Consider the following 13,542-nt stretch of genomic DNA (forward strand, 5'->3'; position numbering starts at 1 on the left):
AGATAATAAAGGCAAGCTGGGCGCTGATCTGGGTGAGCGGTTTTGGTGGCATGACACATCCTTAAAAAATGCCAGTGGAAACTGGCATTCATTGGGTTTGAGTTTGGAAGGGTTAGCGTATGGGTTTGCTAGTGAATAACCGGATGATTGATGCGTTACTTATCAAGTAACGCATCGGTTTTAGCCGCCATGACGAAGTCATTACGATGCAACCCTTTGATACTATGTGACCACCATGTGACGGTCGCTTTGCCCCACTCTACCAATATGCCGGGATGATGCCCTTCTGCTTCAGCAATGTCTGCCAATTGATTGGCAAAATCCATCGCTGCGACGAAGTTTTTAAACTTATACTGACGTTGCAATTGCTGAATACCATCTACCTCAATCAATGACCAATCAGGAATTTGTGGCAATAGCTCGCGTGCCTCGGCCTCGTCGACTTTTGGTGCGCCAATACGGCAAGCTTCGCAACTGCTTTGTGATAATGCTGTCATGATAATGTCCTTTTATCGAGTTTATTGTTTTGTGATACTGATTTGTGGATATTGAGGTTTGTTGACGCCACTCCACTGCTATGCGCGTATGCAGTAGAGCGGCTGTTTATAAAATTTTAATGGGATTTTTCTGGATAGGTCGGCTCAAACAACCCAAGAGACATCGCCTGCTTGACCGTCCCCATGATGTCGCTATCAACGATATCAAATAGCGTATCTAATTCGTCAATCACATAGTAAATCGGCTGTATTTGATCGATGCGATAAGGCGTACGCAACACATCAAGCAAATCAAATGCGCGGTGTTCAGGCTGCTGTGTAGGCTTGGGTTGTATTTGGGTTTCTGGCTGGGCATACGATGTCTGATCAAGAGCATAGATGGTTTCAGAGGGTGAGCTTAATATACCGCCGCCGTAGATTCTACGGTCTTTAGGCTGACTACCTACCAATCCAAACTCAATGGTAAACCAATAGAGCCGTGCCAAAAACCATCTTTCCTCTTTCGTTGCACTCAGACCAAGCTTGCCATACGTCTCATTAAATGCGGCAAAGGCTGGATGTGTCAATAGCGGGCAGTGTCCAACGATTTCGTGAAAAATATCTGGTTCTTCGATATAGTCTATGTCCTCAAATCGACGAATAAACGTTGCCACAGGAAAGGATTTATCGGCTAATAGTTTAAAGAACTTACCAAAGCTGATTAATGCAGGCACCGCCGCGGTTTGCCAACCGGTGGTCGCTTGTAGCACCTCATCGATATCATGCAATTGCGGGATATATGTCGTCGGTAGATTTAGCTTCGTCAAACCCTCTAGATATGCTGAGCAAGCGCGATTGGGCGTTTGCTCAGCTTGACGCGTAAGCAACGCTTGCCACATTGCATTTTCATCATCACTATAATGAATATGACCGTTGGCATCAGGCTGATGTGAGACATAGGGCTGCTTTTTATCGGTCGCGTTATTATAAGCAGACGCATCACCGCCCTGCTGATTGGCCACCGAACTATTGGCACCGATGGCTGTATTAGGAGAGTCTATCTGTGAGAGGCGTTCCATGCCTGTATTCCTTATATCGCAGTGAATATTTGCACTCATACTGATTAGTCAATGGCTAATATCAGTCACTCATGCAGGACAAGCCAAACTCCTTTTGCCTTGTCCGTTTATTGTGTAAATTTTTCTAGATGTAGCGTGGCCTACGGCGTTTCTGTTTCTGATTGATTGGTCTCTTGCTGACCGACCGTACCACGACGCACTTGGTCGCGCTCTATGGATTCAAACAAGGCTTTGAAATTACCTTCACCAAAACCGTCTGCATAATCGCCTTTACGCTGGATAAATTCAAAAAACACTGGGCTACCCAAGATGGTCTCAGAGAAAATCTGTAGTAGCAGACGCGGTGCGCCGCCCTCTGTCGTACCATCTAACAAGATACCGCGCGTTTGCAAGTCAGCAACGTTTTCACCATGGTTTGGTAAGCGCTCGCTCAGCATCTCGTAGTAGGCTGCATTTGGTGCAGTCATAAGCGGAATACCAGCGGCTTTTAGCATATCAATACTGGCAAACAGATCATCACTGGCGAGCGCAATGTGCTGAATCCCTTCGCCATTGAAGTGCATTAAGTACTCTTCGATCTGTCCACCGCCCTGCTTGGCTTCTTCGTTGAGCGGAATACGGATTTTGCCGTCAGGTGCTGTCATCGCTTTGCTGGTCAGACCTGTATACTCACCTTTGATATCAAAATAGCGAATCTCGCGGAAATTAAAGATACGCTCATAGAATTTTGCCCAGTACGCCATGCGGCCGCGATAGACGTTGTGCGTGAGGTGATCGATGACTTTGAAACCATATCCGACAGGGTTTCTATCGATATCTGCAAAAAACTCAAAGTCGACATCATAGATAGATTCACCGTCTTTATAACGGTCAATCAAATAGATCAGTGAGCCGCCGATCCCTTTAATCGCTGGCAGTCTCAGCTCCATCACGCCTGTTGGCACCTCTACTGGCTGCGCACCCATGTCAATAGCACGCTCGTAGGCTTTTTTGGCATCTTTTACCCGAAAACCCATGCTGCACGCACCAGCGCCATGCTCTTCAACGAAGTAACTGGCTGGGCTCTTTGGCTCACGGTTTAAGATTAGGTTGATGTCACCTTGGCGATATAGCGCCACATCTTTTGATCTGTGATTGGCCACGTGGGCAAATCCAAGCTGTTTAAACAATGCATCGACCGCATCAGGCTGCGGAGAAGCAAACTCGACGAAGTCAAACCCGTTTAGTCCCATTGGGTTGTCAAATAAATCTGCCATTGCAATCATCCTTAATGTCAATTGGTGGTAAAAAGTCGATTAGTAATAAAATGCGATAAAACGATTGATAATCAATCTTTATTGTTGACGTTGTATTTATATTAGATTAGCTTTATTTATAAGACTAATTGTTTTTTATGATTTATTTATCAGGTTTACTTATGAATATCAGCATTCGTCAACTGACCGCTTTTATCAAAGTCGCTGACAACGGCAGCTTCACTCGTGCCAGCGAACAGATGTATCTGACCCAATCTGCTGTTAGCGGACTGATCAAAGAGCTGGAGACTGGCCTTGGCATCGTGTTATTTGACCGTACTACCCGCCAGTTGTCGCTATCCGCTGTCGGACGCCATCTGCTGCCACAAGCGCGGCGTATCTTGAATGAGATGCAGCTGTTCGAAAATGAAGCAAGTAGCTTGACCAGCTTGGCGCAAGGTCAGGTGCGCTTAGCGGTGTCGCAGTTTGCGGCATCCTCCCTGCCCGCCGTCATCGCGCAATTTGCTAAGGAATATCCAAATATCGGGGTGTCGCTATTGGATTGCTCAGCAGAAAATTTGCTCAAGCATGTTCAAGACATCGAGGTCGATTTGGGGGTTGGTACTGAACTTGGTTTTATAGAAACTGAAGATGATCTCGGTGCTGATCTGTTATACAAGCTGCCGTTTTGCGTGGTTATGCCAAACGATCATGCACTGGCGCAAAAAGACGAAATCACTTGGCAGGAGTTGCTTGATATTCCACTTATCACTCTACAAGGCCCGTTTCTTGAGCAGGTGACAGTCGAGCTGGATGACTCTATCGCCGCTCAGATTCAGCAAGCGCGCTACAAAGTCAACTTTATGTCCACTGCGCTTGAGATGACCCGCCAAGGGTTCGGCATTACCTTATGCCTTCCCTATATGCCCGAGGTCATCGATTGGGTCAGCGCCAACGGCTTGCAAATGCGCCCATTGACGCAGCCTATAAAAATGCGCCAGTTTTTTATCTATCAGCGTGCCTCACGGGCGCTGTCTCCTGCAACCATCGCCTTTAAGCAGTTTTTGCAGACTTACTTTGCCACCCATTATCACGACTTACATCAGCCTGAAACACTGTCGATTAAGTGATGCATCACGCCACAAACTCATCTGCCAGATAAAGAGATAAGCTATTTGGTGATTTATTTTATTAATTGCGCAAGATAACGCACTCGCGTGTTGAGTTCATCAGCAATTTGCTCTATGATTTTCGGCTGCTTGGTTTATATTCTTATAAGGAAATGGCATGTTTGAACGTATCGATTATTACGCTGGCGATCCAATCTTAGGGCTGATGGAAAAATACTCAGCGGACAATAATCCCAATAAAGTTAATTTAGGCATTGGTATTTATTATGATGAAGATGGCGTACTGCCCGTACTCGACTGTGTAAAAACAGCCGAAGCGCGTATTGCCGATTCTATCGCGCCGCGCCCCTATCTACCAATGGCAGGCTTGCCTGGACACCGCAAAGGCTGTCAGGAGTTACTGTTCGGTAAAGACGCACAAATCTTACAAGACGGTCTGGTTGCGACCATCGCCACTATCGGCGGTTCTGGCGCCCTGAAAGTTGGTGCTGAATTTATTCACCAATGGTTCCCGCAGTCTAAGTGCTATGTAAGCGATCCAACATGGGGCAACCATATTGCCATCTTTGAAGGTGCTGATGTTACCGTTGGTAAATACCCATACTACGACAAAGCCAATAGCAGCATCAAATTTGATGAGATGATTGCGTTTTTTGAAACATTGAACAAACACGATGTGATCTTGCTACATCCTTGCTGCCACAATCCAACAGGTATGGATTTGACCCAAGCACAATGGGATACCGTGCTCAACGTCATCAAAGCGCATGAATTGATTCCATTCATGGATATCGCTTATCAAGGATTTGGCGAGGACATGGACAGCGATGCTTACGCCATTCGTAAAGCCGTTGAGATGGGCTTGCCTCTATTTGTCAGCAACTCATTCTCTAAAAACCTATCGCTATATGGCGAGCGCGTTGGCGGTCTATCAGTCGTCTGTCTCACTGTAGACGAAACCGAGCGCGTCTTCGGTCAGCTAAATGCAATGGTACGCCGTATCTACTCAAGCCCACCATCACACGGTGGTCATGTGGTTGATATCGTCATGAACGATGACACCCTACATGAGCAGTGGGTTGGCGAAGTCTATGCGATGCGTGATCGTATCAAAGCCATGCGTCTAAAGCTAAAATCGGTACTAGAAGCAAAAATCCCCAACCGTAACTTTGACTACATCACGCGTCAAAACGGTATGTTTAGCTTTACTGGATTGACGCCTGAGCAGGTCGAGCGCCTACAAAGCGAGTATGGTATCTATATGGTATCTAACTCTCGTATGTGTGTCGCAGGTCTAAATACCAGCAACATCGACTATGTCGCCAATGCAATGGCAGACGTTTTAAAAGACTAAATTAATCAGACATATAGACTAAAAAATAAAAAAGGCTGAGCGATTGCTTGGCCTTTTTTTGTGCTTAGGATTTGTCTTATCAATCAGTAAGCAAACGACATGGCACAAAAAACTTGCAATCAACATATCAATAAATTACATTATGCGTAAGTCATTAACTATAACGTAATTAAATAATACTTTTAGCAAGGAGCAAATCATGTCAACGATTGACAGTACTCTCACCTCTTTTATCGACATCAAAGCGGACTCTGACTTTTCTATCCACAATCTGCCGTATGGTATTTTTAGCGACACCAAAAATAGTGCGCGCCGTGCAGGGGTTGCCATTGGCGATCAGGTACTAGACTTGTCTGTATTAGAATCAGAAGGACTATTGAGCCTAAATGGCGGGCCTTACTTTGATCAGTCGACGCTAAACGCTTTCATTAACTCTGGTCGAGACAATTGGACGCAGGCGCGCACGACCATTCAGTCGCTACTATCTAATGACAACAGCGACTTACGTGACAATGCCGATCTGCAAAAAAAGGCGCTGTTCAAGCAAGCAGACGTCACCATGCACCTGTCCGTCCAAGTGCCAGGCTTTACCGATTTTTATTCATCGAAAGAACACGCGACCAACGTCGGTACGATGTTCCGCGATCCAAACAATGCCCTGCTACCCAACTGGACGGAAATGCCAGTTGGTTATAACGGACGCGCCAGCACCGTCATCATTAGCGGGTCTGATATCGTCCGCCCTTCAGGTCAGCTAAAACCCAATCCTGATGAGCGTCCTATTTTTTCTGCCTGTCAGCGCCTAGATTTTGAGCTCGAGACCGCTTTTGTCGTTGGTAAAGGTAACCATATCGGTCAACCAATCGCCGTAGACGATGCCGCTGATCATATCTTTGGTATGGTACTGCTCAACGACTGGTCGGCTCGAGATATCCAAAAGTGGGAATATGTCCCTTTAGGCCCATTTAATGCCAAGACGTTCGCCTCGCAAGTTTCTCCGTGGATAGTCACGATGGATGCGTTGGCACCATTTAGCACCGCTTGCCCAACCCAAGAGCCTGAACCACTGGCTTATCTCAATGAAAAAGACAAAGAGAGCAGCTTTGATATCAATCTGTCGGTCGAGCTACTGCCTGACAATGCAGAGACGGCCACTGTCGTTTGTGAGACCAATTTTAAGTATATGTACTGGTCTATGGCGCAGCAGCTGACGCATCACACTATCACTGGCTGTCAAGTAGAAGTCGGCGACATGATGGGTTCGGGCACAATCTCAGGGCCAACGCCTGATTCTTATGGCTCGATGCTAGAGATCGCTTGGAATGCCACTAAGCCTGTAACGCTCAATGGCGGTGCAACACGCAGTTTTATTGAAGATGGCGATACCGTCATTATGAAAGGCTATAGCGAAAAGAACGGTGTGCGCATTGGCTTTGGGGAAGTACGAGGCAAAGTACTGCCCGCACTTAGCTTTGATTTTAACAAATAATAATGGCATAGAAAAAAGGCGTAGTGACAGTGGATTTGAGCCGTTAGGGCCATATTTCTCCTACATTCACGCTACGCCCTATCAAAAGGAGTTTGATATGAGCTTTCAAATTGAAAAAATTCATCATGTGGCTTATCGCTGCAAAGATGCCAAAGAAACCGTCGAATGGTACAAAAAAAACCTCAATATGGATTTTATCTTGGCATTTGCAGAAGACCATGTACCCTCAACCAAAGCCTTTGATCCTTATATGCACGTCTTTTTGGACGCTGGTAATGGCAACGTATTGGCGTTTTTTGAAGTGCCCAACCAGCCTGAAATGGGCTTTGACCCCAATACTCCAAACTGGGTACAACACTTGGCGCTCAAGGTCAAAGACCGAAATGAGCTGATGGCGGCCAAAGAACAACTAGAACGTGCAGGTATTGATGTCATTGGCGTGACCAATCACGGAATCTTCCACTCGATATATTTCTTTGATCCTAATGGACATCGTCTTGAGCTGACTTATGACGATCCGACCTCAGAGGACAAAGTCTCGATGATTACGGAGGCCATCAAGCACGACATGCTAGATGAATGGTCTCGTACCAAACGCGCCCCAGCCCACACACAGTTTTTACACAGTGATGAGTTCGCTGAAGCCCGTGACGTTGCGCCTGTCGGCGAGTAACTGCGTCGTCTTTCTACTTGCTACCTTTTTTACATTATCTATCAATCATTACTTTGAAATTAGATAAGTAGTGATCAGTTCAAAATAATGAAGAGATGGCATAGCTTGCGAACCATATCTCACCATCATGAAAGGACTCAATGATGAAAGTAACATTCCCTTTAGGCATACTCTTCGCGGCCTCTAGGCATACTCTTCGCGGCCTCAGTTGCGATGACTGGCTGCTCTAACAATGATCAAAATGAGCAAGCCAAAAGCGCGGATACCAATACAGACGATGTGACGACACTGAGATTTTCACACTTTATGACCGCCAATGACAATATCAATACCGAAGCATTGGAGCCATAGGCCAAAAAAATCGAAGAAGACTCAAAGGGCCGTTTAAAGATTGAGATTTATACGTCTGCCACTCTCAGTAAGCCGGGTGCCACCTATGATGCATATGCTGTATTAATTTTATTAAGGTTCTACTATAGCCTATCAGCTTGTAGTTAACATTTTGGCTATGCTATTTGATAGCGCTGTGCGATTGCTAGTATTTGCTCAACCACGTTCTGTTGCTCACTCATTGGTAGTTGCTCTGTGGTTCCAATGATAGTAATGGCATATTCTAACGGCAGAGCCTCGCTAGCGGTTTTGTCACTACTCGCGGATAGATTAGCAGCACTATTGGCAAAATGCGGCAATATCACAGGTATCGTAATGGCATTAATACCCATGAGCATATCGCCTGTCACTGTCGCATAGCCTTGAGTACGTATCTTGGCTTGCAGACGAGTAAAGCGTTGCCAGTCGTCTACTCCGTTTTTTTCACTTTGTGTCTGCCATTCAGCCTCGACCAATGGCTGGATGATCGTATCAGGCTGATAGCTGGCAAATAACTGCCCTGTGGCTGATGTTGTCAACGGCATGCGTGAGCCGATGCGCGTGATAATACTGATCGGACTGTCAGGCTCGACCGCCTGAATGATAATGGGCCCTTCGCTGAACCATTTAGCGATTTGCACAGCGCAATTAAACGTCTCTTTGATCTCATTGGCAACTTGAGTCAATTGCGCCAAAATATTGTTTGGATTTAAGCCAGTATGACCTAATGCTGTCAAGGCATTCACCCTATCACCCAGCCCATAGCGACCATCATCAAGCTTACGAACATAGTTTTTGCGAATGAGGCTGACCAAATAACGATGGGATTTTGCGGGATGCATCTGCATGGCCTCAGCGATATCCTTTAGCATCATAGGCTCATGGCGATCGATAAGCACATCTAGTATCGACAGCCCAATCTCGAGCGACTGAATACCCCCTTGGTTTTTGGTATTAGCGGATTGATCTAAAGCGTTTTTGGCTACTGGCATGATTGGCTCGATTCTAGGGTATCTGTCTAGGTTAAAGGATATATGTCTTATAAAGTAAGGAGACTTGTTTTATAAAATTCAGCGGGGCAAACATACTTATCACTCACTCACAATTTCTCATAATAAGGATATAAACAATGATGACACTTTACGGTTATTTTCGCAGTGGTACTTCTCACCGTACCCGTATTGCCTTGAATTTAAAAGGCTTAGATTATGATGATATCGCGATCAATCTGGCACAAGATGAGCAGTTAGAAGCAGCCTTTAGAGCGATAAACCCGCAAGGGTTGGTGCCTGTCCTACAAGCAGATGACTTAGTATTATATCAAAGTCCAGCCATCTTGGAGTGGTTAGAAGAAGCCTACCCTGAGCACGCTTTATTACCCGAAGATGCCGCTGGTCGCATGCATGTACGGGCGCTGAGCGCGATGATCGGCTGCGATATCCATCCGATCAATAACCGCCGCATTTTACAGTATTTACGTCATGAGCTGGCAGCGGATGAACAACAAATCATTGCATGGTGCAATCGTTGGATCAGTGAAGGGTTTGCAGCGTTAGAGACACGGTTGGCAGCAGATAAAGACCGTGGACAGTTCTGCTATGGTGATACGCCAAGTTTTGCAGATTGTTATCTGATCCCGCAGGTTTCTTCTGCGCGGCGCTTTAAGGTAGACCTAACTCCTTATCCCAATATCGTCGCTATTGATGCACACTGCCGCAGCCTAAAAGCTTTTGTAGATGCAGATCCTATGGTGCAGCCTGATGCGCCAAAACATGCATAAATATCAATATATTAAAACAGGACTTAATAAGGACATTATTATGTTAACTGTTGATTGTAAATGATATCGACTCTCAACTTCCCTATTACTTGCAGTTTCTTTACAAGGATTCGTATGAAACATACTACAAAAGCATTAATAGCAGCCATGGCATTTTTCGCTTGCTGAAGCACCGATGCCAAAGGCAGAAGACGCAACACCAGATGACGATGACTGCACACCAATTGCGGTAGATAATGCACCTTTAGATAATGCCTTTGCTCCAATAGCGATGGAGGCGGCGGCGCCTGATTCGGTATTAATCTTATATAGTGAATTCAGTATAAAAACGATACAGTGGGACTGGGATAAATTTTTCGCAGCCTCTGTCTGCGTAGGCACAGCACGCAAGGAAAATTTAGACCAGTTCTACCTTGATATATAATGTATCTGTTTTATTTAGGATTGACTATAACGAGGTGTTTCAACCAGATCACGACCTGTGTAGGAGAAAAAAGTAGTATTGACATCGCCGCCATTGAGGGTGGATGCTGAGGTTCCATCGATATTGGCTTTTGAGGCATCATCTAGATCATCGCCGCCAATAGCGATAGAAGAATGCCCTTTTGACACAACGTTTGCACCGATGGCGATGGATTGCTCTCCACTAGCTACGGTGTTCTGACCACTTTGACCACTACCTATTGCAATGGCTTGCCCGCCATTAGCACTAGCATTACCGCCCATCGCCATAGCATTGGGTCCGGTTGCGCCATCGTTGTTGACATTGCCAATAGCGGTTGAATTAACACTATAGTACTTGGTTTTGTTAGCGGCGACGGTCTTAGCTAAGTTATCTAACTGTGAGCCATTCACTGCATCTTTACTTGTAGAGTTGATTGCCCCATTAGCGACATTGATTATTTTGTTATTGCCGTTATTAGCCCAAGTGCTATGGCACTTAAGCGTAATGTCTTGATAGCAGTGGATGTGGTATTGATAGTAGCGTTAGCGCTAACACTAGATTTGGAAGATTTGCCACGCCCTTTTGCGTATTCACCGACTGCGGTAAAACAATTTAAGGCTTCATTCCAGATAACTTTATAGATGCGGTTCATGATGTATACTCCCTTACAGATTTGTCAGATTTAAAAAGTCAGAAATAAAATCTATGGTGCAAGAGAGTCGATATGACCAAATAAAACGAGTTATGAATTAGAGATCATGCAGCCTTTTGAAGTGTTACTGGTTTCAGTTTTTGAGAAATAAGACGTTTCTTTTGTATAGAATATGAAACATCAATCCATGAAAAGTATCTACTGATACGTTGAGCTTTTTCCTCATGATAAATTTTACTATTTAATCGGTAATACTATCTGCACCACCAATCCCAACGCCCCGTCTTGTCGGTTATAAGCGTTGATAGATCCCCTGTGTGCCATCACGACAGCATGAACAATGGCCAGCCCCAACCCATAACCGCCCGTATCACGATGACGAGCTGTGTCGAGACGGACAAATGGTTGAAAAATACGTTCTAGATCCTCATCCGCGACGCCGCCACCCTCATCCGTGATGGTAATCTGAATCGCAGGCATCTTATTATCTATCTGCACGGCTGTCATCTCAGCGATGACTGTTGAGCCCGCTGCCGTATGCATAAAAGCGTTGCGAACGACATTCTCAAGTGCACTATGCAGCTGCTCTTGATTGCCTTGTACTGTCCAAGCGCTTTTTAAATCATTGGAAAATGAGAATTCAGGTGGTTGCCACTGCCATCTCACCTCTTTATGCTGAAACTCAAAACACACATCCTGCCCGATGTCACTGATAATCTCGGACAAATCAACAGCTTCGCTCTCCAAATTATCAATCGTATATTGCTGCATTTGTAGAGACTGAATATGAATGATTTGTTCAATCAGCTCATTCATCCGTGCAGACTCTTTGTCAATTCGGTCTAAATAACGATGAGCATTGGGAGCAAAATCACGAGTCAGCTCAGTTGCCACATCGAGACGCGCGAGCGGTGAGCGCAACTCATGCGAGATATCACTGAGCATCTGCTTACGTGCCAGCTCACTATCAGCCAGTCTCGTTGACAAATGAGCCACATCTTTGGCCAGTAATCCCAGCTCATCATCACCCATGTTGGATAGCGCTGGATTGGCTTGATAATCTCCATCAATCATACGGTGAACCGTACTTTGAACACGGCCAATACGCTGAGTCAACGTACGGCTAAGCCAGACACAAACCAATACACTAAAAGCAATAATCAATAGCAAACGTAGGGGGAAATTACCATGCTGTATCTCTACTACGTCTGCAAAACGTAGATGCGGGCGCAACTGTATGATGACTGATTGTCCATCAGGCAGTTCAACCGAGATATCTGCCAGCTCAGGACGCGCATCAATATCCGCTATCGCAGCACTGGTCGACATTATTGGTTTTAAGATTTCGTGCAAAACAGAAGGCTGTTTTGTGGGTATTTCATCATTCAGATTGCTTGGTTTATTATCGTAAGCTCTAGGCGGTGGCGGCAGTGGTTGCTGCATGGCACGTTCCATCGACTGCTGGCCGCTTTGCCCACGTCCTTGCGTGCGCTCGTCTCTATCTCGATAACGCGGAAATATAATAGCGCCTTGCTCATCGTAGACTCTGATTTGACTCATGAGGCGTCGATCTTGACGATACATCTGCCTGACAGCTATCAAATCACCCACTCGCAGCGCATCGACCATCTCTTGACGTTGAATTAATAGACTCTCAATTTGTACGTCCATACGAGCCGTTAGCTCTTTTTCAGCCAGCCAGCGCTCCACCATAATGGATAACAGTGAGGTAATTAGTATCGTCAGTAATAGACTCAGGAATAAACGCCAAAACAGCGTGATTCACACTTTGAATTTCGGTGATTTGACGGACTTACTGGAAGTTTTTATCATTAGAGCACCAGTTGATAGCCTTTACCGCGCACCGCTTTTATTGGTTCGTCATGAAAAGGCTGAAGTTTCTTGCGCAGGCGAGACACGTGCACATCGAGGCTACGATCAAAGGGCTGTAACTCGCGCTGCAAGACATTCTCTGACAGCCATGCTTTGCTAACCACATCTCCTTTTTGCTTGAGCAGCGCCACGAGTAAGTCAAACTCTGTTCCCGTCACTTGTAGCGCCACACCATCTATTTCACAAACACGCTGATTTTGATCAAGATGCAAGCGGCTCTCTGGTAGCGGCGTATGCTCAGACGTGGTCGTGTTGGTACGCTTAATCACAGCATTGATACGCGCCAGTAGTTCGCGGGGGTTACAGGGCTTGGTGATATAATCGTCAGCGCCCAGCTCCAAACCAATAATACGATCAATCTCCTCACCCTTTGCCGTCAGCATAATCACAGGGATATCACTGATATTTGGCAGTTGCCGCAGCACACTTAGCCCATCTATTTTTGGCATCATGATATCGAGAACGAGCAAATCATAAGCGGAATCATCGTGCGCCACCGCTTTTAATCGCTGTATAACCGCCGCATCATCATGGACACAGTCGCAATGAATACCATGGTTGTGCAAATACTCTTGTAGTAACTGAGTCAATTCTTCGTCATCATCACCTATCAATATATTTGGCACACTCACCTCCTTTCCATGATTTTAATTGGCTTTTATTCATTTACTTGCCCATATTATCAGGCAAGCGCGTGTCAATTCGCTATAAACGTTACCTTTCTTAATACTTCATAAATGTTCGTAACCTTTAACTGCCGTAAGATAGCTTCTATCAACCGCAAGACCTGCACTTTTAAGATGACTAATCACAACGATTAATAGCGCTTAGAATGCGATGCTTGCAAGATAAGACTTTAGTGTTTACTTAACCAAACTCACTGTAATTAAAGGATGTCATCATGAAAAAATTAGGGGCTGTCCTAGATAACTAGTTCAAACCCTGTTTAACCCATTGTTTTAATTGT

Annotated in this window: 15 protein-coding genes; 7 read left to right on the plus strand and 8 right to left on the minus strand. The window is 45.4% G+C overall.

All coding sequences use genetic code 11. From position 1 onward, the window contains the following. Positions 1–155: 155 nt before the first annotated feature. The 3 genes from L0G63_RS11645 to hppD all read right to left on the minus strand — a co-directional run bounded on the left by L0G63_RS11645 (position 156) and on the right by hppD (position 2,811). Positions 156–497 (minus strand): 4a-hydroxytetrahydrobiopterin dehydratase, encoded by a 342-nt coding sequence (locus tag L0G63_RS11645; protein WP_301450810.1) that lies wholly within the window; start codon positions 495–497, stop codon positions 156–158. Positions 498–613: 116 nt separating this feature from the next. Then, on the minus strand, positions 614–1,555 hold the full coding sequence (phhA, locus tag L0G63_RS11650; RefSeq protein ID WP_301450811.1) for a phenylalanine 4-monooxygenase: 942 nt from the start codon (positions 1,553–1,555) through the stop codon (positions 614–616). A gap of 140 nt (positions 1,556–1,695) precedes the next feature. Further along, positions 1,696–2,811, minus strand: coding sequence for a 4-hydroxyphenylpyruvate dioxygenase (gene hppD, locus L0G63_RS11655; protein ID WP_301450812.1), 1,116 nt, complete (start codon positions 2,809–2,811; stop codon positions 1,696–1,698). 161 nt (positions 2,812–2,972) lie between these two features. Here hppD and L0G63_RS11660 point away from each other — a divergent pair, with 161 nt between their 5' ends. The 5 genes from L0G63_RS11660 to L0G63_RS11680 all read left to right on the plus strand — a co-directional run bounded on the left by L0G63_RS11660 (position 2,973) and on the right by L0G63_RS11680 (position 7,787). After that, complete coding sequence (locus tag L0G63_RS11660; RefSeq protein WP_301450813.1) at positions 2,973–3,920, plus strand: LysR family transcriptional regulator; 948 nt, start codon at positions 2,973–2,975, stop codon at positions 3,918–3,920. A gap of 157 nt (positions 3,921–4,077) precedes the next feature. After that, positions 4,078–5,274: an amino acid aminotransferase gene (locus tag L0G63_RS11665; RefSeq protein WP_301450814.1), complete on the plus strand. Its 1,197-nt coding sequence runs from the start codon at positions 4,078–4,080 to the stop codon at positions 5,272–5,274. A 199-nt stretch (positions 5,275–5,473) separates the two neighbouring features. Beyond that, complete coding sequence (gene fahA, locus L0G63_RS11670) at positions 5,474–6,763, plus strand: fumarylacetoacetase (protein WP_301450815.1); 1,290 nt, start codon at positions 5,474–5,476, stop codon at positions 6,761–6,763. Between the two features lie 97 nt (positions 6,764–6,860). Further along, entirely contained in the window at positions 6,861–7,436 is a 576-nt protein-coding gene (locus L0G63_RS11675) for a VOC family protein (RefSeq protein ID WP_301450816.1), read from the plus strand. Between the two features lie 213 nt (positions 7,437–7,649). After that, entirely contained in the window at positions 7,650–7,787 is a 138-nt protein-coding gene (locus L0G63_RS11680) for a hypothetical protein (RefSeq protein WP_301450817.1), read from the plus strand. Between the two features lie 155 nt (positions 7,788–7,942). On the opposite strand, the gene L0G63_RS11685 is transcribed toward L0G63_RS11680, so the two are convergent. After that, complete coding sequence (locus L0G63_RS11685) at positions 7,943–8,797, minus strand: IclR family transcriptional regulator (RefSeq protein WP_301450818.1); 855 nt, start codon at positions 8,795–8,797, stop codon at positions 7,943–7,945. A gap of 140 nt (positions 8,798–8,937) precedes the next feature. Here L0G63_RS11685 and maiA point away from each other — a divergent pair, with 140 nt between their 5' ends. Both maiA and L0G63_RS11695 read left to right on the plus strand, forming a co-directional pair. Continuing rightward, a complete protein-coding gene (gene maiA, locus L0G63_RS11690) occupies positions 8,938–9,585 on the plus strand; it encodes a maleylacetoacetate isomerase (protein ID WP_301450824.1) in 648 nt (215 codons plus the stop codon). A gap of 175 nt (positions 9,586–9,760) precedes the next feature. Further along, complete coding sequence (locus L0G63_RS11695; protein ID WP_301450819.1) at positions 9,761–10,009, plus strand: hypothetical protein; 249 nt, start codon at positions 9,761–9,763, stop codon at positions 10,007–10,009. A 14-nt stretch (positions 10,010–10,023) separates the two neighbouring features. Here L0G63_RS11695 and L0G63_RS11700 read toward each other — a convergent pair whose 3' ends face one another. From L0G63_RS11700 to L0G63_RS11715, 4 genes are all read right to left on the minus strand, one after another. Beyond that, positions 10,024–10,440, minus strand: a complete 417-nt coding sequence (locus L0G63_RS11700; RefSeq protein ID WP_301450820.1) for a hypothetical protein — start codon at positions 10,438–10,440, stop codon at positions 10,024–10,026. A 44-nt stretch (positions 10,441–10,484) separates the two neighbouring features. Continuing rightward, positions 10,485–10,682, minus strand: coding sequence for an ESPR domain-containing protein (locus L0G63_RS11705; protein WP_301450821.1), 198 nt, complete (start codon positions 10,680–10,682; stop codon positions 10,485–10,487). A gap of 237 nt (positions 10,683–10,919) precedes the next feature. Then, positions 10,920–12,395: a cell wall metabolism sensor histidine kinase WalK gene (locus L0G63_RS11710; RefSeq protein WP_301450822.1), complete on the minus strand. Its 1,476-nt coding sequence runs from the start codon at positions 12,393–12,395 to the stop codon at positions 10,920–10,922. A 119-nt stretch (positions 12,396–12,514) separates the two neighbouring features. Then, complete coding sequence (locus L0G63_RS11715; RefSeq protein ID WP_301450823.1) at positions 12,515–13,201, minus strand: response regulator transcription factor; 687 nt, start codon at positions 13,199–13,201, stop codon at positions 12,515–12,517. Between the last annotated feature and the right edge of the window lie 341 nt (positions 13,202–13,542).

This window comes from Psychrobacter sp. (assembly GCF_030454045.1).
In the GTDB taxonomy this organism is placed as follows: domain Bacteria; phylum Pseudomonadota; class Gammaproteobacteria; order Pseudomonadales; family Moraxellaceae; genus Psychrobacter.

Excerpts from the sequence above, each read along its gene's own strand:
- L0G63_RS11645 (WP_301450810.1), bottom strand. The coding sequence starts at position 497 with ATGACAGCATTATCACAAAGCAGTTGCGAAGCTTGCCGTATTGGCGCA.
- phhA (WP_301450811.1), bottom strand. The coding sequence starts at position 1,555 with ATGGAACGCCTCTCACAGATAGACTCTCCTAATACAGCCATCGGTGCC.
- hppD (WP_301450812.1), bottom strand. The coding sequence starts at position 2,811 with ATGGCAGATTTATTTGACAACCCAATGGGACTAAACGGGTTTGACTTC.
- L0G63_RS11660 (WP_301450813.1), top strand. The coding sequence starts at position 2,973 with ATGAATATCAGCATTCGTCAACTGACCGCTTTTATCAAAGTCGCTGAC.
- L0G63_RS11665 (WP_301450814.1), top strand. The coding sequence starts at position 4,078 with ATGTTTGAACGTATCGATTATTACGCTGGCGATCCAATCTTAGGGCTG.
- fahA (WP_301450815.1), top strand. The coding sequence starts at position 5,474 with ATGTCAACGATTGACAGTACTCTCACCTCTTTTATCGACATCAAAGCG.
- L0G63_RS11675 (WP_301450816.1), top strand. The coding sequence starts at position 6,861 with ATGAGCTTTCAAATTGAAAAAATTCATCATGTGGCTTATCGCTGCAAA.
- L0G63_RS11680 (WP_301450817.1), top strand. The coding sequence starts at position 7,650 with ATGACTGGCTGCTCTAACAATGATCAAAATGAGCAAGCCAAAAGCGCG.
- L0G63_RS11685 (WP_301450818.1), bottom strand. The coding sequence starts at position 8,797 with ATGCCAGTAGCCAAAAACGCTTTAGATCAATCCGCTAATACCAAAAAC.
- maiA (WP_301450824.1), top strand. The coding sequence starts at position 8,938 with ATGACACTTTACGGTTATTTTCGCAGTGGTACTTCTCACCGTACCCGT.
- L0G63_RS11695 (WP_301450819.1), top strand. The coding sequence starts at position 9,761 with ATGCCAAAGGCAGAAGACGCAACACCAGATGACGATGACTGCACACCA.
- L0G63_RS11705 (WP_301450821.1), bottom strand. The coding sequence starts at position 10,682 with ATGAACCGCATCTATAAAGTTATCTGGAATGAAGCCTTAAATTGTTTT.
- L0G63_RS11710 (WP_301450822.1), bottom strand. The coding sequence starts at position 12,395 with ATGGTGGAGCGCTGGCTGGCTGAAAAAGAGCTAACGGCTCGTATGGAC.